Origin of the sequence: Stenotrophomonas sp. TEPEL, assembly GCF_004348785.1 — a bacterium.
In the GTDB taxonomy this organism is placed as follows: Bacteria; Pseudomonadota; Gammaproteobacteria; order Xanthomonadales; family Xanthomonadaceae; genus Stenotrophomonas; species Stenotrophomonas indicatrix.
Genome location: NZ_QQXJ01000001.1, coordinates 2,622,349 through 2,644,388, shown reverse-complemented (window position 1 = coordinate 2,644,388; position 22,040 = coordinate 2,622,349). Strand labels below are relative to the sequence as shown.

The 22,040-nt window shown below is 66.3% G+C and carries 15 protein-coding genes and 1 tRNA gene; 14 read left to right on the top strand and 2 right to left on the bottom strand.

Going from position 1 to position 22,040, the window contains the following annotated elements; genetic code table 11:
* Positions 1–34 precede the first annotated feature (34 nt).
* Positions 35–1,386 (bottom strand): IS3 family transposase gene (locus TEP_RS11890; RefSeq protein ID WP_132825414.1). Its coding sequence is split into 2 segments (ribosomal slippage): positions 35–930 and positions 930–1,386, totalling 1,353 coding nucleotides; the frame shifts between segments, so codons are not numbered across the junction.
* Positions 1,387–1,605: 219 nt separating this feature from the next.
* Here TEP_RS11890 and folP point away from each other — a divergent pair.
* The 14 genes from folP to TEP_RS11820 all read left to right on the top strand — a co-directional run bounded on the left by folP (position 1,606) and on the right by TEP_RS11820 (position 19,082).
* Complete coding sequence (gene folP / locus TEP_RS11885; protein WP_132825413.1) at positions 1,606–2,502, top strand: dihydropteroate synthase; 897 nt, start codon at positions 1,606–1,608, stop codon at positions 2,500–2,502.
* Positions 2,502–3,455, top strand: coding sequence for a tRNA (adenosine(37)-N6)-dimethylallyltransferase MiaA (miaA, locus tag TEP_RS11880; protein WP_132825412.1), 954 nt, complete (start codon positions 2,502–2,504; stop codon positions 3,453–3,455). Before folP ends, miaA begins: the two co-directional genes overlap by 1 nt.
* A gap of 95 nt (positions 3,456–3,550) precedes the next feature.
* Positions 3,551–3,826: an RNA chaperone Hfq gene (gene hfq / locus TEP_RS11875; protein ID WP_025878916.1), complete on the top strand. Its 276-nt coding sequence runs from the start codon at positions 3,551–3,553 to the stop codon at positions 3,824–3,826.
* A 14-nt stretch (positions 3,827–3,840) separates the two neighbouring features.
* Positions 3,841–5,151 (top strand): ribosome rescue GTPase HflX, encoded by a 1,311-nt coding sequence (gene hflX, locus TEP_RS11870; RefSeq protein ID WP_025878917.1) that lies wholly within the window; start codon positions 3,841–3,843, stop codon positions 5,149–5,151.
* Between the two features lie 96 nt (positions 5,152–5,247).
* Entirely contained in the window at positions 5,248–5,742 is a 495-nt protein-coding gene (locus tag TEP_RS11865; protein ID WP_093820053.1) for a CinA family protein, read from the top strand.
* Positions 5,743–5,777: 35 nt separating this feature from the next.
* Positions 5,778–7,460 (top strand): 2-polyprenylphenol 6-hydroxylase, encoded by a 1,683-nt coding sequence (gene ubiB / locus TEP_RS11860; RefSeq protein WP_132825411.1) that lies wholly within the window; start codon positions 5,778–5,780, stop codon positions 7,458–7,460.
* A 196-nt stretch (positions 7,461–7,656) separates the two neighbouring features.
* Entirely contained in the window at positions 7,657–8,292 is a 636-nt protein-coding gene (gene lexA / locus TEP_RS11855; RefSeq protein ID WP_025878920.1) for a transcriptional repressor LexA, read from the top strand.
* Between the two features lie 201 nt (positions 8,293–8,493).
* On the top strand, positions 8,494–9,531 hold the full coding sequence (recA, locus tag TEP_RS11850) for a recombinase RecA (RefSeq protein WP_117310083.1): 1,038 nt from the start codon (positions 8,494–8,496) through the stop codon (positions 9,529–9,531).
* A gap of 110 nt (positions 9,532–9,641) precedes the next feature.
* Positions 9,642–10,133, top strand: a complete 492-nt coding sequence (gene recX / locus TEP_RS11845; protein WP_132825410.1) for a recombination regulator RecX — start codon at positions 9,642–9,644, stop codon at positions 10,131–10,133.
* Positions 10,134–10,238: 105 nt separating this feature from the next.
* Positions 10,239–12,887, top strand: a complete 2,649-nt coding sequence (gene alaS / locus TEP_RS11840) for an alanine--tRNA ligase (RefSeq protein WP_132825409.1) — start codon at positions 10,239–10,241, stop codon at positions 12,885–12,887.
* Between the two features lie 148 nt (positions 12,888–13,035).
* The gene (csrA, locus tag TEP_RS11835; protein ID WP_025878924.1) at positions 13,036–13,239 is read left to right on the top strand and encodes a carbon storage regulator CsrA; all 204 of its coding nucleotides are present in this window, start codon (positions 13,036–13,038) and stop codon (positions 13,237–13,239) included.
* 78 nt (positions 13,240–13,317) lie between these two features.
* Positions 13,318–13,410, top strand: a tRNA-Ser gene (locus tag TEP_RS11830).
* Positions 13,411–13,699: 289 nt separating this feature from the next.
* Positions 13,700–18,430, top strand: a complete 4,731-nt coding sequence (locus tag TEP_RS11825; protein WP_132825408.1) for an ATP-dependent helicase — start codon at positions 13,700–13,702, stop codon at positions 18,428–18,430.
* Between the two features lie 169 nt (positions 18,431–18,599).
* Positions 18,600–19,082 carry a LuxR family transcriptional regulator gene (locus TEP_RS11820; RefSeq protein WP_099842256.1) on the top strand — a complete coding sequence of 161 codons (483 nt, stop codon included), beginning with the start codon at positions 18,600–18,602 and terminating at the stop codon, positions 19,080–19,082.
* A 57-nt stretch (positions 19,083–19,139) separates the two neighbouring features.
* Here the strand turns inward: TEP_RS11820 and aceE are convergent, their stop codons facing one another.
* Positions 19,140–21,812, bottom strand: a complete 2,673-nt coding sequence (gene aceE, locus TEP_RS11815; RefSeq protein WP_132825407.1) for a pyruvate dehydrogenase (acetyl-transferring), homodimeric type — start codon at positions 21,810–21,812, stop codon at positions 19,140–19,142.
* Positions 21,813–22,040 lie beyond the last annotated feature (228 nt).

Sequence of the window (22,040 nt, the reverse complement as noted above, 5' to 3'; positions counted from 1 at the left end):
TGAAGTGACCCCTTAAAGTTGGACAGTTGGGGGGTCAGGCAGCCAGCGCGACCTGTTCCCGGTACTTTACCGGGCTCAGGCCCTTTAGTTTCAGTCGGATACGGTCTTCGTTGTAGTACCGGATGTACTCCACCAGTCCGGCTTCCAGACTTTCGATGCTGTCAAAGGTGTTCAGGTAGAAGAATTCCGACTTCAGTGTCCCGAAAAAGCTCTCCATGGCCGCGTTGTCCAGGCAGTTGCCACGCCGGGACATGCTCTGCTTCAGCGAGTGCTTGGCGAGCTTGTGGCGGTAGTTTTCGTGCTGGTAATGCCAGCCCTGGTCGGAGTGGATCATCGGTCGATCTTCGGGCGATAGCTTCTTGATCGCTTGGTCCAGCATCTCCCCCACCAGGTCGAACACCGGTCGGCGCTTCATCTGGTACGCCACGATTTCGCCGTTGTAGAGATCCATGATCGGCGAAAGATAGAGCTTCATGCCCTGCACCTTGAACTCGGTTACGTCGGTCACCCACTTCTGGTTGGGCGTCTGGGCCTCAAACTGGCGGCCCAGATCGTTGGAGACCACGACATTGGCCGCTCCCTTGAAGGCGCGGTAGCGCTTGATGCGTACCCGCGATTGCAGGCCCAGCTCGGCCATCAGCCGCTGCACCCGCTTGTGGTTGATGGCCTCGCCCTGATTGGCCAGTTCCAGCGTTATGCGACGGTAGCCGTAGCGCCCTTGGTTCTCATCGTAAATCGCGCGGATACGCCCACGCAGTTGCTCCTCGCCCTCATCGGGATGGGCCAAGGCGTTCACCTGGTAATAGAACGTACTGCGTGACAGTTCGGCCGCCTCGAGCAAAGGCGGCAGCGCATGGGCCTGCCTCAATCCTTGGACGGCTTGCGCTTTGCGCGCTGCGCCGCCTGCTCTTCCTGGATCAAGGCATCGAGCTTTTTTAGGTAGGCGGTCTCCGCACGCAGATAGGCCACTTCCTTGAGGAGCTCATCGCGGCTCATGTCCTCGGCGGGCTTGGACGAGCGGGTCTTTTTCATCGGTCTTGGTGGCGGTGGTGGAGGTGGTGCCAGCGCTTGAGCGCCAGCGCGAGCATACAACCGTTGCCATCGCCCCACCGCGCCGGCATCTCCGATCTGGAAGTGCGTGGTGGCCTCGCGCGCGGACATGCCCTCCTGGCCCATCTTTTCAAGCACCTCCAGCTTGAACTGGAGATCATAGGATCGGGGTTTGCGGTCAAACCCCTGCCGACCATGCAACCGGTAGGTCGCTGCCCACCGCCTGACCGTGGAGAACTCCAGGCCATGGCGGCGGGCAACCGCCTTGACCGATGTGGAGGTCTTGCAGGCCTCTTTGGCGACCTGCAATTTGAAACAAACCTCATATCTATTCATGTAACCCTCGGGGTCGGATCAGGTGTCCAACTCCAGGGGGTCACTTCATGGACGGGTTTACGGCGTCCCCCGCAACCGGACCCACCCCGCCATCCCACGGAATGCTGCGGCTGCTTTTGCTGTTGAGGTTGCCGGCCAGCGGCCGNCACTACCGCCTCTGCGGGTGCAGGGCGCAGCCCTGCCACCTTAAACTAACCTTCGTTGCCCGCAGGATCTGCCATGTTCGACATCTCGCCCCAGCTCGATTGCGCCGGCCGCATCCTGCGCCTGGACCGTGCCCGGGTCATGGGTATCGTCAACGTCACCCCGGATTCGTTCTCCGATGGTGGTGCCCATGACACCACCGAAGCGGCGGTCGCGCATGGCCTGAAGCTGGTGGAGGAGGGCGCCGACCTGCTCGACATCGGCGGCGAATCGACCCGTCCAGGCGCGGCGCCGGTGTCGATCGACGAGGAACTGCGTCGCGTCGTGCCGGTCATCGAGCAGCTGGCAACGCGCACGACGGTGCCGATCAGCATCGATACCTTCAAGCCGGAGGTGATGCGTGCCGCAGTTGCCGCAGGCGCCGGGATGATCAACGACATCTTCGGCCTGCGCCAGGACGGTGCGCTGCAGGCGGCCGCCGACGCAGGCGTGCCGGTGGTTCTGATGCACATGCAGGGCGAACCCGGTCACATGCAGGCAGACCCGCAGTACGACGATGTGGTCGCCGAGGTTCATGGATTCCTGGTGCAGCGGCTGTTCGCCGCGGAGATGGCCGGTATCGCCAAGAAGAATCTGGTGATCGACCTCGGCTTCGGCTTCGGCAAGACCACTGCCCACAACATGACGCTGCTGGCCCGTTCGGAGCGTTTCCTTGAACTGGGCGTGCCGATGCTGGCCGGGCTGTCGCGCAAGCGCAGCCTGGGCGAGCTGACCGGTCGCCAGTCGCCGGCAGAGCGTGTCGCTGCGTCGGTGGCCGCACACCTGATCGCCGTGCAGCGCGGCGCCCGTATCGTGCGCGTGCACGATGTGGCAGCGACGGTCGATGCATTGAAGGTCTGGCAGGCGGTCGAGGCGGTACCTGCCGTGCGGGTGGACGCCAAGCCGACCCTCCGCTGGCCGGACGAAGACTGATGGCAGTGGATCAGCGGCCGCTGGCGATCGCCGTGATGGGGCCGACCGCCAGCGGCAAGACCGCCACCGCGATCGCGCTGGCGCAGCAGCTGGACGGTGAAATCGTCAGCGTTGATTCGGCGCTGGTCTATCGCGGACTGGATATCGGTTCGGCCAAGCCGGATGCTGCCGAGCGCGCGCAGGCACCGCACCACCTGCTGGACCTGCGTGATCCCTGGCAGACCTATTCGGCGGCCGAGTTCGCTGCCGACGCCGCCCGCGTGGTGGCCGACATCGTCGCCCGTGGCAAGACTCCGATCCTGGCCGGCGGCACGGGGCTGTACTTCCGCGCGCTGTTGCAGGGTCTGTCGCCGATGCCGGAGGCCGACCCGGCGATGCGTGCCGTGCTGAGCACCGAGGCCGCCGATCGAGGCTGGGCTGCGCTGCACGCCGAACTGGCCGCCGTTGATCCCGCCGCCGCAGCGCGCATCCATGCCACCGACCCGCAACGCATCCAGCGGGCGCTGGAGGTCTACCGGCTGACCGGCACGCCGATCAGTGAATGGCAGCGCCGCCCCGGGGTGGCCCCATTGCCGGTGCGCACGTTGAAGCTGATTCTGGCGCCGCGCGACCGCGCCGTCCTGCACCAGCGCATCGGGGCCCGCTTTGACGCCATGCTCGCGCAGGGCTTCCTCGACGAAGTGCGCGCCCTGCGTGCATTGCCGGAAATGCGGGCGGTGGCCGCACCGCTGGACCTGCCCGCCGTCCGCGCGGTGGGGTATCGCCAGGCCTGGGAGTACCTGGACGGGGACGGGGACGCGGCCCGCTTCCGGGACAAGTCCATTTTCGCTACCCGGCAACTGGCCAAGCGCCAGCTTACCTGGCTGCGCGACGAGCTTGATGCGCGCTGGTTCGACCCCCATATGGATGGGGAGCGCCTGGCAGCCGCGGTGTCGACCTTCGTTGCACGCTGAACCGACGCTGGCCGTGTACCATCATGGGCCGGCAAGCGGCTCGGGGGCCGCGGCAACCGCCGGCTACCAATAAGAACAATAATCAGGAGTGTGCAATGTCCAAGGGGCAATCGCTGCAGGATCCTTTCTTGAATGCACTGCGGCGCGAGCGCGTGCCGGTTTCGGTGTACCTGGTCAACGGCATCAAGCTGCAGGGCACGATTGAATCGTTCGATCAGTTCGTGGTCCTGCTGCGCAACACCGTCAGCCAGATGGTCTACAAGCACGCCATTTCCACCGTGGTGCCGGCGCGCAACGTCAAGGTCGGCCCGGGTGGTGGGTACGTGCAATCAGGTGAGGATGGTCAGGCGGGTGATGAAGCAGACGAATGATGGTGGAGCGGTGAATGTTTGACCGCTCGAAAAAGGGCGAACACGCCCTGTTGATCCAGCCGCATTTCGGCAAGCTGGAAGACGATGTGCTGGAAGAATTCGGTGATCTGGCCCGCTCGGCCGGGGCCAGCATCGCGGTGACCATCACCGCGCGGCTGGATCGCCCCAACCCGTCGACCCTGATCGGCAGCGGCAAGCTGGATGAGATCAAGGCCGCCGCCGAAGCGACCGGCGCAGACCTGATCCTGGTCAACCACGCGTTGAGCCCGGGCCAGGAACGCAATCTGGAGCGTTTCCTCGAGCGCCGGGTGATCGACCGTACCGGTCTGATCCTGGACATCTTTGCCCAGCGTGCGCGCAGCCATGAAGGCAAGCTGCAGGTCGAGCTGGCCCAGCTGCGCCATATGTCGACACGGCTGGTGCGCGGCTGGACCCATCTGGAGCGCCAGCGTGGTGGTTCGATCGGCCTGCGCGGCCCGGGTGAAACCCAGCTGGAAACCGATCGGCGCCTGTTGCAGAAGCGGGTTGAACAGTTGCAGAAGCGGCTGGAAAAAGTCGAAGTACAGCGCACCCAGATGCGTCGCGCGCGTGTGCGCAGCGAACTGCCGCGCGTGGCCTTGGTCGGCTACACCAATGCCGGCAAATCGACGTTGTTCAATGCGATGACCGGCGCCGAGGCCTATGCGGCCGACCAGTTGTTCGCCACCCTGGATCCGACCGTACGCCGGATCGCCGTGCCCGGTGGCAACGTCGTGCTGGCCGATACGGTTGGTTTCGTACGCGACCTGCCGCATGACCTGGTGGCGGCCTTCCGCTCGACGCTGTCTGAAGCGCGGGAAGCGGATTTCCTGCTGCACCTTGTCGATGCCGCCGATCCGCACCGCGAGGAGCGCATCGCCCAGGTCGACGAAGTACTGACCGCCGTCGGTGCCGGCGACCTTCCGCAGTTGCTGGTGTTCAACAAGATCGACCGCATCGAGGGTGCCGACGTGCGCCACGACGGCCAGGACGGTGTGCCGGATGAATCGCGGCGTGAGCGGGTGTGGATTTCCGCACGCGACGGGCAGGGCATCGAGCTGTTGCAGGCCGTGCTCGGCAAGCGGTTGGGTCTGCAGCACGTCACCGGCGAGTTGCGCCTGCCACCCAGTGCCGGCCGCCTTCGCGCTCGCCTGCACCAATTGGAAGTGGTGCGCAGTGAAGAGGCTGACGAAGAAGGCTGGCTGTTGCAGGTCGATCTTCCCATCGCCGAGGCCGAGAAGCTGGCGGCCAGCGCCGATGGCGAGCCGATCCGGGCCCTGCTGCCGGAGAAGCTGCCCGAATGGTGAGGCAGTGCCGGCCGTTGGCCGGCATGTCCTGCGGCCGCGACACCACCCTGCGATCTGCGGTACAACGTGCAGGTTCTTCACTTTTCAGCTACCCCGATGGCCTTCCCGACCGACGCCGAACTCAATGCCCAAGCCGCTGCGCTGGGCCAGCGCCTGCAACAGGCTTCGCTGCAGCTGGTGACTGCTGAAAGCTGCAGCGGCGGCTGGATCGCCAAGTGCATGACCGACATCGCCGGTTCCTCGGCGTTCTTCGACTGCGGCATGGTGGTCTACAGCTACGAAGCCAAGCAGCGCCTGCTCGGCGTGCGCGCGCAGACGCTGGAGCAGTTCGGTGCGGTCAGCCGCGAAACCGTGCTGGAGATGGTGTCCGGGGCGCTGGTCAATTCCGGTGCCGGCATCGCGGTGGCGGTGACCGGCATCGCAGGGCCGGGCGGTGGCAGCCCGGACAAGCCGGTCGGCAGTGTCTGGATCGGCTGGAAGCGCCGTGGCGGCTATGCCCGGGCCGAACTGTTCCAGTTCGATGGTGACCGTGAAGCCATCCGCCGGCAGACCGTAGCGGCGGCATTGCACGGCATCGACGCCCAGCTGTGACATGCTGCTCTGGCAATCAACCGGAGTAGGCAACGATGTGGGAGACGCTGGGCACCGTCCGTGACCTTGGCAGGCTGCAGGAAATTGCCGCCGTCCTGATCCGCTACGGCTTCGGCGACGTGGTGCGGCGCATCGGCCTGGCCACGGTACTGGAACGTGCTGGCCGCCTGCTGCACTGGAACGAGGAGCGGCAGGAGATGCTGCGGATGACCGCGCCGGTGCGCGTGCGCAGCGCCCTGCAGGATCTCGGGCCGACGTTCGTGAAGCTGGGCCAGGTGCTCGCCACCCGCGTCGACCTGCTGCCGCCGGACTGGATCGCCGAACTCTCCGAGTTGCAGAACGCGGTCCCCGCATTGCCCTACGAGAAGATCCGCGAACAGCTCGAGGCCGATCTCGGTGCACCGCCGTCGCAGGTGTTCGCCTTCCTTGATGAAACCCCGATGGCCGCAGCTTCTTTGGCACAGGCCCATCGGGCGCGGTTGCGTGATGGCCGCGAAGTGGTGCTGAAGGTGCGTCGCCCTGGTATCCGTGACGTGGTTGAAGCCGATCTGCGCCTGCTGGCACGGCTGGCCGAGATCGTTGAGGCACGGCTGCCGGATCTGCGCCGCTACCGGCCCGCCGAGGTGGTGCAGCAGTTCACCGTGTCGCTGCGCCGCGAGCTGGATTTCGCCGCGGAGTGCCGCAACGCCGAGCGCATCGCGCGCAACTTCGAGGGCCGTGACGACATCCTGATTCCGGCGGTGCACTGGCAATGGACCTGCGAAAGCCTGAATGTCCAGGATTTCGTCGACGGCATTGCCGGACGTGATCTGGCCGGTGTCGATGCGGCCGGCATCGACCGCCGTGAACTGGCCCGCCGTGGCGCCGACATCGTATTGAAGATGGTGCTGGAGGACGGCAGTTTCCACGCCGATCCGCACCCGGGCAACATCATCTACCTGCGCGACGGCCGCATCGGCGTGATCGATTTCGGCATGGTCGGCGCGTTGTCGGAGGTGCGTCGCTTCCAGGTCGCGCAGCTGCTGCACGGTCTGGTGGAACAGGACCCGCAGGGCGTGGCCGATGTGTTGCTGGACTGGGCCGGCGGCGTGGAGGTGGACGAGAACCGGTTGCAGCATGACATCAGCGTGTTCGTCGACCAGTACCGCGGCGTGCCGCTGAAGGACCTGCGCATCGGCCTGATGCTGGGCGACATCACCCAGCTGCTGCGCAGCTACAACCTGACCCTGCCGGCAGACCTGGCGCTGATGATCAAGGCCTTCCTGACGCTGGAGGGCATGGGTCGCCAGCTCGACCCGGATTTCGACATGGCCAGCGCCGCGCGTCCCTTCCTGGAGCGGGTGGTACTGCAGCGCTATGCGCCGCGGGCGCTGTTCAAGCGTGGCCGACGCAGCCTGCTCGGCATGATCGACTTCGCCGGTGATTTGCCACGGGACCTGCGCAAGCTGGTGCAGGCGGCGCGCCGTGGCCGGCTGCAGCTGAAGGTGGAGACGAACGCGCTGCAGGGCTTCGGCGACCAGGTCAATCGCGCCGCGAACCGCTTGGTGATGGGGATCGTCACGGCAGCCTTGATCATCGGCTCCTCGATCGTGATGCACAGCGTAGGAGGCGTTTCCAGCCGTTGGCTGCTGGCGCTGGGCGTGTGCGGTTTCATCGGCGCAGGATTCTGCGGGGTATGGATCCTGTTCTCGATCTGGCGCAGCGGCAAGCACACGTAGGCAGGTGCACAAAGTGCGCCTGTCGCGGTTCCAGGGGAACCGCAGAATGGCGCAGCGATTCCGGTAGCGCCGGGCCAAGCCCGGCGACGGTTACCGAGCATGGCTCGGCGCCATGGACGTTCCCCGTCAGTCCTGCAGCCCGCCGTGTCGCAACCAGCACTTGCAGTCCCGGTCGTTAGTAGTAATACTACTAACCATGGACCTGACCGACACCCAGCAGGCGATCCTGCAGTTGATCGCCGAGCGTATCGAGAGCGAAGGCGCACCCCCTTCGCAGACTGAAATCGCGCGTGCCTTCGGCTTCAAGGGCGTACGCGCAGCGCAGTATCACCTGGAGGCGCTGGAGCAGGCCGGGGCGATCCGTCGCGTGCCGGGCCAAGCCCGCGGCATCCGCCTGGTGCAGGCACCGCCGGTGGAGAAGCTCGCCGAGCCGGGCCTGCCCGACAGCGTCCTGCGTCTGCCGATCCTGGGTCGGGTTGCTGCCGGTCTGCCGATCGGTGCCGACATCGGCTCGGATGATTTCGTGGTGCTGGACCGGGTGTTCTTCTCGCCGGCACCGGACTACCTGCTGAAAGTGCAGGGCGATTCGATGATCGACGAAGGCATTTTCGATGGTGACCTGATCGGTGTGCACCGCACCCGCGATGCCCATTCCGGGCAGATCGTGGTGGCCCGCATCGATGACGAGATCACCGTCAAGCTGCTGAAGATCGCCAAGGATCGCATCCGCCTGCTGCCGCGCAATCCCGATTACAAGCCGATTGACGTGCTTCCGGACCAGGATTTCTCGATCGAGGGCCTGTACTGCGGGCTGCTGCGACCGAACCGTTGACGATTCACCCTGCAATTCCCGCGGTCTTTTGTGGCGATTCTCTGGTTCTGCTGAGGTTGGTACGGATGTCCGATAATTTTTTTCCGAACGCCGGGCAGAATCTCAGCCTGTGCGATACGCCAGCCTTAAAGTGAACCCATGGCCAAGAAGACTTCCAAAGACAGCACCTCCAACGACGTGACCTCTGCAAGGACCAATCCGATGGACGAGAACAAGAAGCGCGCCCTCGCTGCAGCTCTGGGCCAGATCGAAAAGCAGTTCGGCAAGGGCTCGGTGATGCGCATGGGCGATCGCGTGGTCGAGCCCGTCGAGGCGATCCCGACCGGTTCTCTGATGCTGGATATCGCATTGGGCATTGGTGGCCTGCCCAAGGGCCGCGTGGTGGAAATCTACGGTCCGGAATCCTCCGGCAAGACCACCTTGACCCTGCAGGCGATCGCCGAGTGCCAGAAGCTGGGTGGTACGGCTGCCTTCATCGATGCCGAGCACGCGCTGGATCCGATCTACGCAGGCAAGCTGGGCGTCAATGTCGACGATCTGCTGCTGTCGCAGCCGGATACCGGTGAGCAGGCGCTTGAAATCGCCGACATGCTGGTGCGCTCCGGTTCGGTGGACATCCTGGTGGTCGACTCGGTCGCCGCGTTGACCCCCAAGGCTGAAATCGAAGGCGAGATGGGCGACCAGTTGCCGGGTCTGCAGGCGCGTCTGATGAGTCAGGCGCTGCGCAAGCTGACCGGCAACATCAAGCGTTCCAACACGCTGGTGATCTTCATCAACCAGCTGCGCATGAAGATCGGTGTGATGATGCCGGGCCAGAGCCCGGAAGTGACCACCGGCGGCAACGCGCTGAAGTTCTATGCCTCGGTGCGCCTGGACATCCGCCGTATCGGCGCGATCAAGAAGGGCGACGAGATCATCGGCAACCAGACCAAGATCAAGGTCGTCAAGAACAAGCTGGCGCCCCCGTTCAAGCAGGTCATCACCGAGATCCTGTACGGCGAAGGCATCAGCCGCGAAGGCGAGCTGATCGATATGGGTGTCGAAGCCAAGCTGGTCGAGAAGGCCGGTGCCTGGTACAGCTACGGTGAAGAGCGCATCGGCCAGGGCAAGGACAACGCCCGTGGCTATCTGCGCGACAACCCCCAGGTTGCTGCCAAGCTTGAGGCTGAGCTGCGCGAGAAGTTCCAGCCGACCGAAGCCGTCCGTGAGGAAGGCGAAGACGAAGGCGACGACGAGTAAAGGCTTGCTGTGGGGCAGGGCGGCGCCGTCAGTGACGTCGCCCTGTCCTGCAGATTCGGTTTCCCCGACGGGGGACGCGCCAGGGACGGCGCATTTGATTGAAGGCGAGAATGAACGATTCCGACGCCCCGGCACCTGGCCGCAAGCGCCGCGTACGCGAACAGACGCCTGTCCAGCGCGCCCTGGGCCTGCTGGTCCGTCGTGAGCACTCGCGCAAGGAGCTGACCCGCAAGCTGACGTCCCGGGGCATCGAGGACGAGGCTGCGCAGGCGGCGGTCGACAAGCTGACCGAGGCAGGTTGGCAGGACGACACCCGGTTTGCCGAGAATCTGGTGCGCATGCGCGCCAATACGGGCTATGGCCCCATCCATGTACGTGCCGAGCTGGGAACCCACGGGCTGGACAGCGAGCAGATCGCTGCCGCGATGGATACCTTCGAGGGCGACTGGACGGAGAATGCCCGGGATCTGGTCCGTCGCCGCTTTGGTGAGGCCGGTCCGCAGGACCTCGCGCAGCGCCGCAAGGCCGCCGATCTGCTGGCCCGCCGGGGCTTCGATGGCGACAGCATCCGCCGCGCGACCCGCTACGATCCGGACGACTGAGACTGATGGCGCCGGGCCTGATACCCTTTGGGGTTTCGGCGGTCCGTTCGACCCTGGCCACTACGGCCGGCGGCACGGGCCCCGGCCCGCAGACTGCCAGCCCCCATGAACGCATCCGCCAAATTCACGACATCCCAGATCCGCAGCGACTTCCTTGAATTCTTCAAGGGCAAAGGCCACACCATCGTGCCGTCGGCGCCGCTGGTGCCGGGCAACGATCCGACCCTGCTGTTCACCAACTCCGGCATGGTGCAGTTCAAGGACGTGTTCCTGGGCGCGGAAAAGCGCAGCTACGTGCGCGCGGCCGACGTCCAGCGCTGCCTGCGTGCCGGTGGCAAGCACAACGATCTCGACCAGGTGGGCTACACCGCCCGCCATCACACCTTCTTCGAAATGCTGGGCAACTGGTCCTTCGGCGATTACTTCAAGAAGGATGCGATCGCCTGGGCCTGGGAGCTGCTGACCCAGGTCTGGAAGCTGCCCGCCGAGCGCCTGCTGGTCACGGTCTACCAGACCGACGACGAGGCCTACGCGCTGTGGCGCGACATGATCGGCATTCCGGAAGACCGGATCGTCCGCATCGGCGACAACAAGGGCGCGCCGTTCGCCTCGGACAACTTCTGGCAGATGGCCGATACCGGTCCCTGCGGTCCGTGCACCGAGATCTTCTACGATCACGGTGACCATATCGCCGGTGGCCCGCCGGGCTCGCCGGAGGAGGATGGTGACCGTTTCATCGAGATCTGGAACCTGGTCTTCATGCAGTTCGACCGCCAGCAGGACGGCACGCTGATGCCGCTGCCGGCGCCTTGCGTGGATACCGGCATGGGCCTGGAACGCCTGGCTGCGATCCTGCAGCACGTGCATACCAACTACGAAATCGACCTGTTCCAGGCGCTGATCCGCAAGGCGTCGGAGCTGACCGGCACCGCTGATCTGGAAAACAAGTCGCTGCGCGTGATCGCCGACCACATCCGCGCCTGTTCGTTCCTGATCGTCGATGGCGTGCTGCCGTCCAATGAAGGCCGCGGCTACGTGCTGCGCCGGATCATCCGCCGCGCATTGCGACACGGCTGGATGCTGGGCGTGCGCCAGCCGTTCTTCAGCAAGCTGGTGCCGACCCTGGTCGAGCAGATGGGCGAGGCCTACCCGGAACTGCCGGCACAGGCCGATACCGTGGTGCGTGCCCTGCAGGCAGAAGAAGAGCGTTTCGCCGAGACGCTGGACTCGGGCATGAAGATCTTCGACGACGTTGCGGCCAAGGTCAGCAATGGCGTGATCCCGGGCGTGGACGCATTCCGCCTGTACGACACCTACGGCTTCCCGCTCGACCTGACCCAGGACATCGCCCGCGAGCGTGACCTGACCGTGGACATTGACGGCTTCAACGCCGCGATGGAGACGCAGCGCGAGACCGCGCGTGCCGCCGGCAAGTTCGGCGGTGGCGTGACGCTGTCGGCCGATCTGGTTGCCACGCTCAAGCCGACTGTCTTCCTGGGCTATGACCGCCTGCAGGCCGACGGCCTCGGCGTGGTGGCGATCCTCAAGGATGGCCGCCCGGTGGACGCTGCCCAGGCCGGTGACGAGGTCATCGTGCTGACCAACCAGACCCCGTTCTACGCCGAGTCCGGTGGCCAGGTCGGCGACACCGGCACCTTGTCCGCTGCCGGCGTACAGCTGCAGGTGAGTGACACCCAGAAGTTCGCGGGCCAGTTCCATGGCCACGTCGGCAAGCTCACCCAGGGCAGCCTGAAGATCGGTGATGTGCTGTCCGGCCAGGTCGATGGCGAGCGCCGTGGCGCCACCATCCTCAACCACTCCGCGACCCACCTGCTGCATGCTGCCCTGCGCGAAGTGCTGGGCACCCACGTGCAGCAGAAGGGCTCGCTGGTGGCGCCGGACCGCCTGCGCTTCGACTTCTCGCATTTCCAGCCGATCAGCGCCGAGGAACTGGCGATCATCGAGCGCAAGGTCAACCAGCAGGTGCGCGCCAACAACGCCGCCGAAGTGCACAACATGGGCATGCAGGAAGCGCTGGACTTCGGCGCGATGGCCCTGTTCGGCGAAAAGTACGGCGAGAACGTGCGCGTGCTGAAGATGGGCGACTACTCCACCGAGCTGTGTGGTGGTACCCACGTCAACCGGACCGGTGACATCGGTCTGTTCAAGATCACCTCCGAAGGCGGTGTCTCTGCCGGTGTGCGTCGTATCGAGGCCGTCACCGGCCAGGGCGCGCTGGACTTCGTGGACGCCGAGGAGGCCCGTCTGGCCGAGGCCGCCGAGCTGCTGGGTGGCAGTGCTGCCGACGTGGTCGAAAAGATCCGCGCGCTGGGCCTGCGCCAGAAGCAGCTGGAGCGCGAGCTGGAGGCCGTGAAGGCCAAGGTCGCCGCTGGCGCCACCGCCGACCTGTCCGGCCAGGCCGTCGAGGTCGCCGGTGTGAAGGTTCTGGCTGTCCGCCTGGAAGGCTTCGACGCCAAGGCCCTGCGTGATGCCATGGACCGCCTGAAGCAGCAGCTGGGCGACGCGGTGATCGTGCTGGCCGGTGCCCAGGACGGCAAGGCGGCCCTGGTCGCGGGCGTGAACGGCAGTGCAATGGGCAAGGTCAAGGCCGGGGAACTGTTGTCCCATATCGCCGGTCAGATCGGGGGCAAGGGCGGCGGACGCCCGGATCTCGCCCAGGGTGGTGGCGAGGACGGGCCCGCCCTTGCTACCGCGCTGGCTGCGGTCGTCGAATGGGTCAGCCCCCGCCTGTGATGAACCCCTGTCGTCCCCCTCCTTGTAGGAGCGGGACGGCTGACGGTACCATTGCGAATCTTTTCCCTTTGTCGTGGGCGCGCTTCTTGACGGAGCGTCAAGCCGGTGGGGGATACCCTTCCACACGGTTCCATGGAGACTTAAAAAAATGTTGATCCTGACTCGCCGCGTCGGCGAAACCCTGATGATCGGTGACTCGGTGAGCGTCACCGTGCTTGGCGTCAAGGGTAACCAGGTGCGTATCGGCATCACTGCGCCGAAGGACGTCGCCGTGCATCGCGAAGAGATCTACCAGCGCATCCAGCGTGGTGACGAAGCCGGCAGCACCGGTGGTGAAAATTCTGCGGAATAAGGCTTTACCTTCGCGCGTGATTAACGTTATGATTCACGCCCCGCTGAGGTGCAACGCACCAGACGCGGAGAAAACCCCGGAGTGATGCCCGAGCGGCTGAAGGGGCTCCCCTGCTAAGGGAGTATAGGGTCAAAAGCTCTATCGAGGGTTCGAATCCCTCTCACTCCGCCAGATGCAAAAGAACGCCCGCAGATCTTGGATCCGCGGGCGTTTTCTTTTTGCTTCGCGTTGACCCGCGGCCTACGATCGCGGTGCCAGGATCGCAGCATGATCGCCGAGCGGAGCACGCCGATGACCAGTGCGAAGAAGGCCACCTTCCTGCAGCGATGTCTGGCGTTTCGGTGACGGCAGGATGGCTATGCTCCGGGCCTTTGTCGTCGGCCCCGGATCAGCTGCCTGATGCAGCCAGCGCCAATCAAGGCCCGGCCAACGGGTCGCAGCTGGGTATGATCGACGGACCATGACGCCGCCTGATTCCCCGCAGGACCCGCTGCAGCGCTTCCACCGCGCGACGCAGGCCTGGTTCCGTTCCGCGTTCGACGCCTCCACGCCTGTGCAGAATCAGGCCTGGTCGTCGATCGGTGCGGGCCAACATACCCTGGTCATCGCGCCAACCGGATCGGGCAAGACGCTTGCCGCATTCCTGCATGCCATCGACCAGCTGTTCGCCGAGCGTGATCGGCAAGCCCGTGCAGCGCCGTTGGCCAAGCCGGTGCGGCGCACCCGCGTGCTTTACCTGTCGCCGATCAAGGCGCTGGGCAGCGACGTGCAGCGCAACCTGCAGGTGCCGCTGCAGGGCATCACCGACGAGCGCGCCCGACGCGGCGAGCCGGCGGTACAGCTGACCGTCGCACTGCGTACCGGCGATACTTCAAGCAGTGAACGTGCAGGCCTGGTGCGGCGGCCGCCGGACATCCTGATCACTACGCCCGAGTCGCTGTACCTGATGCTGACCTCGCAGGCACGCGAGATCCTGCGCGATGTGCAGACCGTCATCGTCGATGAAATCCATGCAGTGGCCGGCGGCAAACGCGGTTCGCATCTGGCGCTGAGCCTGGAACGGCTGGATGCGCTGCTGCACGAGCCGGCGCAGCGCATCGGCCTGTCGGCCACGGTGCGGCCGGTCGACGAGGTGGCGGCGTTCCTGGGCGGCGACCGCCCGGTGAGCGTGGTCCAGCCCGGCTCGGCGCGGCAGCTGCAGATGCGCATCGTGGTGCCGGTGGAAGATATGTCCAGCCTGACCACGCAGGGCACGCCGGGGGAGCGTGACGGCGGCGCGCGGATCGGCTCGATCTGGCCGCACGTGGAGGCGAGCATTCTCGACAACGTGCTGCGCCATCGCTCGACGATTGTCTTTGCCAATTCGCGTGGCGTAGCCGAAAAGCTGACCGCACGCCTGAACGAGCTGCACGCCGGACGCAGTGGCGAAGACGGCGCAATCCGTGGCGATTCGGGTAACGGGTTGGCCTATGGCTCTTTCACCGGCAGTACGGTCAACCGGGTCTCCGCTGCGCCGGCACTGATTGCACGCGCGCATCACGGATCGGTCTCCAAGGAGCAGCGCGGCGAGATCGAGCAGGCGCTGAAATCGGGTGCACTGCGCTGCGTGGTGGCCACGTCCAGCCTGGAGCTGGGGATCGACATGGGGCTGGTCGACCTGGTGATCCAGGTGGCCGCGCCGCCGTCGGTGGCCAGCGCCCTGCAGCGCGTTGGTCGCGCCGGCCACCAGGTGGGCGGCATGTCCCGCGGTCTGGTGTATCCGCGTACGCGGCGCGACCTGATCGATGCCGCCGTGGTGGTGGACAGCATGCTGGCCGGACGCATCGAGGCCATCGCTCCGCCGCGCAACCCGCTTGATGTGCTGGCCCAGCAGACGGTGGCGGCGGTGGCGATGGAGCCGTGGCAGGCCGATGCCTGGTATGCGCGGGTACGCCGTGCCGCACCGTACCGTTCACTCCCGCGCAGTGCCTTCGACGCGGTGCTGGACATGCTTTCCGGCCGCTATCCGTCCGAGGACTTCGCCGGCTTCCGGCCGCGGCTGGTATGGAACCGGCAGAGCGGTGAGCTCAGCGCTCGCCCCGGTGCGAAGCAACTGGCAGTTACCAGCGGCGGCACCATTCCCGACCGTGGCATGTACAGCGTGGTGCTGCCTGAAGGAGAAGAGCGGGCCGGGTCGCGCCGCGTCGGTGAGCTGGACGAGGAGATGGTCCACGAGTCGCGGGTGAATGATGTGATCACGCTGGGCGCGACCTCATGGCGGATCGACCAGATCACCCACGATCAGGTGGTGGTGACGCCTGCACCCGGACGTTCGGCGCGCCTGCCGTTCTGGCGTGGCGAAGGTGTGGGCCGCCCTGCCGAACTGGGACAGGCCATCGGCGCGTTTCTCGCCGCGTTGGAGGCGCACATCGACAGCAGTGACACCCCTGCGACGGCGCTGCACGCACGCCTGCAGGCCAGTGGCCTGGACGCCAACGCGATCAGCAACATGCTCGGCCTGGTCGCCGAGCAGCGGCAGGCCACGGGCGTGCTGCCCACCGATCTGCGCCTGGTGGTGGAACGTTGCCGCGACGAACTGGGCGACTGGCGGGTGATGCTGCATTCGCCGTATGGCCGCCGCGTGCATGATCCGTGGGCATTGGCGGTGGCAGCACGATTGCGCGAACGCTGGGGCATCGACCCGGCCGTGGTCGCCAGCGACGATGGCATCATCGCGCGTATTCCCGACAGTACCGGGCGCGTTCCGGGGGCGGACATGTTCGTGTTCGAACCGGATCGGTTGCGCCGTACGATCACCGCGGCCGTCGGTCATTCGGCACTGTTCGCGGCGCGCTTCCGCGAGTGTGCCTCGCGCGCACTGCTGTTGCCGCGGCGCACGCCGGGGCGTCGATCGCCGCTGTGGCAGCAGCGCCTGCGCGCCGGCCAGTTGCTGGAGATCGCGCAGGCCCATGCGGAGTTCCCGATCCTGATCGAGACCGCCCGCGAGTGCCTGCAGGATGTCTACGACCTGGATGCGCTGGACGCGCTGATGCAACGCGTTCAACGCGGCCAGGTGCAGTTGCTGGACGTCGCGACCGAGGTGCCTTCGCCGTTCGCGGCCAATCTGCTGTTCGGCTATGTCGCCGAGTTCATGTACGAGGCGGACGTGCCGCTGGCCGAGCGCCGCGCCTCGGTGCTGTCACTGGACAGTGGCCTGCTTGCCGAGCTGCTGGGCCAGGTAGACCTGGGCGAACTGCTGGATGCGGGGGTGGTCGATCAGGTTGAACGTGAACTGCAGCGGCTGGAACCTGTGCGCAGGGCCCACGGCATGGAAGGCGTGTCCGACCTGCTGCGCGAGCTTGGGCCGTTGCCTGCATCGGACCTGGCGCTGCGCCTGTCCGATCCGGAATGCGTGGAAGTGCACCTGGCAGCGCTGCAGGCGCAGCAGCGCGCCATCCCGGCTTCAATTGCCGGCCACACGCAGTGGGTCGCCGTGGAGGACGCCGCACGTGTGCGCGATGCGTTGGGTACGGCGCTGCCGGGCGGGCTGCCCGAGGTGTTTCTTGCAGGCATGCCCGATCCCCTCGGCGATCTGCTGGCCCGCCACGCACGTACGCATGCGCCCTTCACCAGCAGCGCGCTGGCCAAGCGGTTCGGGCTGGGTGTCGCGGTGGTCGACGGCGCGCTGGAAAGGCAGCGGGAGCAAGGGCGGGTGCTGCGTGGCAACTTCGGCGCAGCACGGCGACAGCAGGAAAACAAGGGGGTGCATCCGTCGCCGGACGCAGTGCACGAATGGGTCAGCGAAGAAGTGTTGCAGCGTCTGCGCCTGCGTTCGCTGCAGGCCGCACGTGAAGCCACCCGGCCGGTGCCACCGGCGGCCTATGTGCGCCTGCTGCTGGAAGGGCAGGGGGTGTTGCTGGAAGGCGGCGCCGGGCGTGCGCGCAAGGGTGCCGTTGCGGCCATGCTTGAGGGCAGCGACGGCGTTGCCCGTGTGGTCGAGCAGCTGGCGGGGTTGCCGCTGCCGGTTTCGGTCTGGGAACACCAGGTCCTGCCGGCCCGGGTGCGCGACTACGCACCGGCCCTGCTTGACGAGCTGCTGGCCACCGGCATGGTGCTGTGGGCCGGGCACGGGCGGCTGGGTGACGACGACGGCCTGGTGTCGCTGCACCTGCAGGACCATGCCGCCGAAACGTTGCCGCTGCTGCCGGAAGCAGATCCGGCGCTGCGTACACCGATGCAGGACGCCATCGTGCAGGTCCTGGCCGATGGCGGCGCCTACTTCGCGCGGCAGCTGGCCACGCAGGTGCGGTCACGCCTGGCCGGCAGTACGGCGGCGGCCGAGGACTTCCAGCTGGCGCTGTGGCAGCTGGCCTGGAGGGGCGAAGTGAGCAGCGACCTGTGGTCGCCGTTGCGGGCCCTGGCCGGTGTGCGCCAGCAGCGGGCGCGCGTAGCGTCGGCCTCGCGGCGCACGCGGGGTTTCCGCTTCATGCCGATGCTGGACGCGCGGGCCACGGCGCTGGACCCGGCCATTGCCAGCGGGCCGACCCTGGCGGGGCGATGGTCGTTGCTGCCCCGCGAGCGCAGCAACGACACCGTGCGGGCGCTGGCGCTGGGCGAAGGCCTGCTTGATCGCTACCGGGTAGTGACCCGGGCGGCGGCAATGACCGAAGCGGTAGCCGGTGGGTTCCCTGCACTGCAGCCTGTCTATCGAGGCATGGAAGATGCCGGGCAGGTCCTGCGCGGCCGCTTCGTGGCGGGGCTGGGCGGAGCACAGTTTGCAGAGCGCGGCACCATCGACCATCTGCGCGAGCTGTCCGAGCGTGTGCCGCGTGAGCTGTCGGTCGTCGCCCTGTCAGCGCTGGATCCGGCCAATCCCTTCGGCAGCCTGCTGCCGTGGCCGCAGCCGGTGGCCGGTGCACGTCCGCTGCGGCGTTCCGGTGCGATGGTGGTGATCGGCAACGGCCGGTTGCTGCTGTACCTGGCGCAGGGCGGGCGGCAACTGGCCAGCTGGATCGAGGGCGGGGCAGAGGATGCGGCCAACACTCTGGTTGCCGCTGCACAGGCCCTGGCGGTGGCATTGCGCCGGGGGCGGCGCCTGTCCTTCACCCTGGAACGGATCAATGATGTGCCGGTGCATCGCGGCGCGCTGGTGGACGCGCTGCGGGCCGCAGGCTTCAGCAACGAGCCGCGCGGGCTGGGATGGAACGGCTGAGCGCGGCGGAATCACCTCGATGAATGCTCACCCCGTGGGGCCGGGCCCCGGATCGGACTGCCGGACTGTGATGCAGTTCGTTACGCGCCTGCCCCGGTGGCTGCAGAGTCCGGGTAGCGTGGCATCGTGCACGTTGCGCAGACGGTTCATCACTCGACAGGAGACTCACATGAAGCTGTTTTCTGCTGTGCTGCTGTCCCTTCTTTCGCTGCAGGCATCGACGGCGCAGGCGGCCGACGCTCTGCCTTCGCCCCTGCTCGGCCGCTGGTCGCTGGAGATCGCCACTTCCGCACTCCCTGAGGCACAGCGGCCGCAACAGGTCGTGCTGGAATTCAAGGATGCCGGTGCGGGCAGGTGGAGCTCGCACGTGGACATCGTCCTGCATGATGGCAAGACCATGAAATCCGACGGTACGCTGGCACTGGATGGCACGCCCGCGGCGCTGACCGGCAGCTACGGCGCCAACCAGGCAACGCTGAAACTGCCGGCGCCGAATACGCTGGTGATGCAGCTGGTCGATCATGGCGCGCCGGCGTCCACCCGCGTGTACACGGTGGCCGCCGATCGTTCAACGATGACCGAGACCAAGGCCTTCTTCGGCCATGACGGCACGCCGATCCTGCAGACCAACCTGTTCAAGCGGCTGCCGTAGTGATGTGATGCAGCGGCACCCGCAGAAGCGTGCTCTGCGGGTGCCGTTGCTGTTCTGTCATGCCGCGGTGGGATCGCGCTTGCCGGTGTCGATGCCGTACCGGTCGATCGCCTGCTGCAGCAGGCCCCGTTCCACATGCCCGTCATCGGCCAGGGCCTTCAGTGCCGCCAGCACGATGAAGTGGCGATCGACTTCGAAGAACGTGCGCAGCGATTCGCGAGTATCCGAGCGGCCAAAGCCATCGGTGCCGAGTGCGATGAAGCGCCGGTCGTTGATGAAGGGGCGGATCTGGTCGCCGACGATCTTCAAGTAGTCGGTCGCCACCACCACCGGGCCGGCATGGTCCTGCAGGCACTGCTGCACGTAGGGAACGCGCGGCTCGTCGGCCGGATGCAGCAGGTTCCAGCGCTCGGCAGCCAGGCCATCACGGCGCAGTTCGGTCAGGCTGGTGGCACTCCAGACATCGCTTGCGATGGCGAAATCCTGCTGCAGCAGATCGGCGGCCGCCAGCACCTCGCGCAGGATCGAGCCACTGCCCATCAGCTGCACGCGAGGCTGTGCCGTGCTGTCGGCGGCAGCGGGACGCAGCAGATAGAGCCCCTTCAGGATGCCGGCTTCGGCGCCGTCAGGCAGGGCCGGGTGCGGGTAGTTCTCGTTGAGCAGGGTGATGTAATAGTAGATGTCTTCCTGGTCCACATACATGCGGCGCAGGCCGTCATGGATGATCACCGCCAGCTCGTAGTTGTAGGTCGGGTCGTAGGACACGCAGCTCGGAATCACCGACGACAGCACGTGGCTGTGGCCATCATCGTGCTGCAGGCCTTCGCCCATCAGCGTGGTGCGGCCCGACGTGGCACCGAGCAGGAAGCCGCGGGTACGCGCATCGGCAGCGGCCCAGGCCAGGTCACCGACGCGCTGCAGGCCGAACATCGAGTAGAAGATGTAGAACGGAATCGTGGCCAGGCCGTGGTTGCTGTAGGCGGTGCCGGCGGCGATCCATGAACAGATCGCACCGGATTCGTTGATGCCTTCCTGCAGGATCTGACCGTCCTTGGACTCCTTGTAATAGCTCAGCTGGCCGGCGTCCTGCGGGGTGTACAGCTGGCCCAGGAAGGAATGGATGCCGATCTGGCGGAACAGCCCTTCCATGCCGAAGGTACGCGATTCATCGGGCACGATCGGGATCACCAGCCTGCCCAGTTCGGGATCCTTGAGCAGGGTGGTGAGGATGCGTACGAAGCCCATGGTCGTGGATCGGCTACGATCACCGCTGCCCTGCAACTGCGCGTTGAACGTGGACAGCGGCGGCAGGGGCAACGGATCGACCTGGGTCAGCCGTGCCGGCAGCTGGCCGCCCTGCGCCTGGCGACGCTGTGCGAAGTAGAGCGCCTCGGCGCTGCCCGGTTGCGGGCGCAGGTAGGGCATCTCTTCCAGCTGCCCGTCGCTGACCGGCAGGTCGAAGCGGTCACGGAACGCACGCACCGCGTCGGCGCTCATCTTCTTCAGCTGGTGGTTGATGTTCTGGCCTTCGCCGGCCTCGCCCATGCCGAAGCCCTTCACCGTCTTGGCCAGCACCACGCTCGGGCGACCGCTGGTGTTCACCGCCTGCTGGTAGGCGGCAAATACCTTCTGCGGATCGTGGCCGCCGCGTGCCAGTGCCCAGATCTCGTCGTCGCTCATGTCCGCCACCAGCGCCAGCAGTTCCGGGTAGCGCCCGAAGAAGTGCTCGCGCACGTAGGCGCCGCTCTGCGACTTGAAGGTCTGGTAGTCACCATCCACGCACTCCATCATGCGCTGGCGCAGCAGCCCGCTGTGATCGCGTGCCAGCAGCTCGTCCCAGCCGCTGCCCCAGATCACCTTGATCACGTTCCATCCCGCGGCGCGGAAGGTGCCTTCCAGTTCCTGGATCACCTTGGCGTTGCCACGCACCGGTCCGTCCAGACGTTGCAGGTTGCAGTTGACCACGAACACCAGGTTGTCCAGGCGCTCGCGCCCGGCCAGCGAAATGGCCGCCAGCGATTCGGGCTGGTCCATTTCGCCGTCACCAAGGAAGGCCCAGACCTTGCGGCCCTGGTGCTGCTTCAGCCCCCGGTATTCCAGGTAGCGCATGTAGCGGGCCTGATAGGCCGCCGTCAACGGGCCCAGGCCCATCGACACAGTGGGAAACTGCCAGAACCCGGGCATCAGCCGCGGGTGCGGATACGAGGACAGGCCTTCGCGTCCGGCTTCGCGGCGGAAGTTGTCCATCTGCTCGGCACTGATGCGGCCTTCCACGTACGCCCGGCCGTAGATGCCCGGCGCGGAATGACCCTGGATGTAGATCATGTCGCCGTCGAAGGTTTCGGTCCGTCCACGGAAGAAGTGATCGAAGCCCACGTCATACATGACTGCTGCGGACTGGTAGGTGGCGATGTGGCCGCCGACATTGGAATGCCTGCCGGCACGCAACACCATCACCATGGCGTTCCAGCGGATCATCGCGTTCAACCGCCGCTCGATGGCCAGGTCACCCGGGTAGGCGGGCTGGCGTTCGGGGGGAATCGTGTTGGTGTAGGCGGTCCACGCGCGCGTGTGCAGGTCGCCATGCTGCTGCACATCGAGTGCATCGAGCTGGTCCAGCAGATAGTGCGCGCGGGGGCGGCCGCCGGCCTCGATCACCGCCTGCAGGGACTCGCGCCATTCGCGGGTTTCCTGCGGATCGGCATCGAGAGGGAAGTGTGCCTGGTTCATGCTGCGTCTCCAGAGAGCGCCGGTTCTGCACCTGCACGGCACCGCCGGCAGGGCGACAGCTCTGGAGCGGAGTCGCGCCGGCAGGTCCGTGGCGCGGGGGCGGCCGTGGTGGCTGCCGAGGAGACAAGCGTAGGCGCCGTATCGGCTGGCGGGTAGACGGGCAACGATTGGGTCTGCGCGAACCTTCGCTTGGCCATGCGGCGCTGCAATGCGGATGTCATCGTTGGT

What these genes read in the sequence shown, in the direction of transcription:
- alaS (WP_132825409.1), top strand. Translation starts at nt 10,239, where the DNA reads ATGAACGCATCCGCCAAATTCACGACATCCCAGATCCGCAGCGACTTC.
- ubiB (WP_132825411.1), top strand. Translation starts at nt 5,778, where the DNA reads ATGTGGGAGACGCTGGGCACCGTCCGTGACCTTGGCAGGCTGCAGGAA.
- TEP_RS11865 (WP_093820053.1), top strand. Translation starts at nt 5,248, where the DNA reads ATGGCCTTCCCGACCGACGCCGAACTCAATGCCCAAGCCGCTGCGCTG.
- aceE (WP_132825407.1), bottom strand. Translation starts at nt 21,812, where the DNA reads ATGAACCAGGCACACTTCCCTCTCGATGCCGATCCGCAGGAAACCCGC.
- miaA (WP_132825412.1), top strand. Translation starts at nt 2,502, where the DNA reads ATGGCAGTGGATCAGCGGCCGCTGGCGATCGCCGTGATGGGGCCGACC.
- TEP_RS11825 (WP_132825408.1), top strand. Translation starts at nt 13,700, where the DNA reads ATGACGCCGCCTGATTCCCCGCAGGACCCGCTGCAGCGCTTCCACCGC.
- hfq (WP_025878916.1), top strand. Translation starts at nt 3,551, where the DNA reads ATGTCCAAGGGGCAATCGCTGCAGGATCCTTTCTTGAATGCACTGCGG.
- recA (WP_117310083.1), top strand. Translation starts at nt 8,494, where the DNA reads ATGGACGAGAACAAGAAGCGCGCCCTCGCTGCAGCTCTGGGCCAGATC.
- folP (WP_132825413.1), top strand. Translation starts at nt 1,606, where the DNA reads ATGTTCGACATCTCGCCCCAGCTCGATTGCGCCGGCCGCATCCTGCGC.
- csrA (WP_025878924.1), top strand. Translation starts at nt 13,036, where the DNA reads ATGTTGATCCTGACTCGCCGCGTCGGCGAAACCCTGATGATCGGTGAC.
- recX (WP_132825410.1), top strand. Translation starts at nt 9,642, where the DNA reads ATGAACGATTCCGACGCCCCGGCACCTGGCCGCAAGCGCCGCGTACGC.
- lexA (WP_025878920.1), top strand. Translation starts at nt 7,657, where the DNA reads ATGGACCTGACCGACACCCAGCAGGCGATCCTGCAGTTGATCGCCGAG.
- TEP_RS11820 (WP_099842256.1), top strand. Translation starts at nt 18,600, where the DNA reads ATGAAGCTGTTTTCTGCTGTGCTGCTGTCCCTTCTTTCGCTGCAGGCA.
- hflX (WP_025878917.1), top strand. Translation starts at nt 3,841, where the DNA reads ATGTTTGACCGCTCGAAAAAGGGCGAACACGCCCTGTTGATCCAGCCG.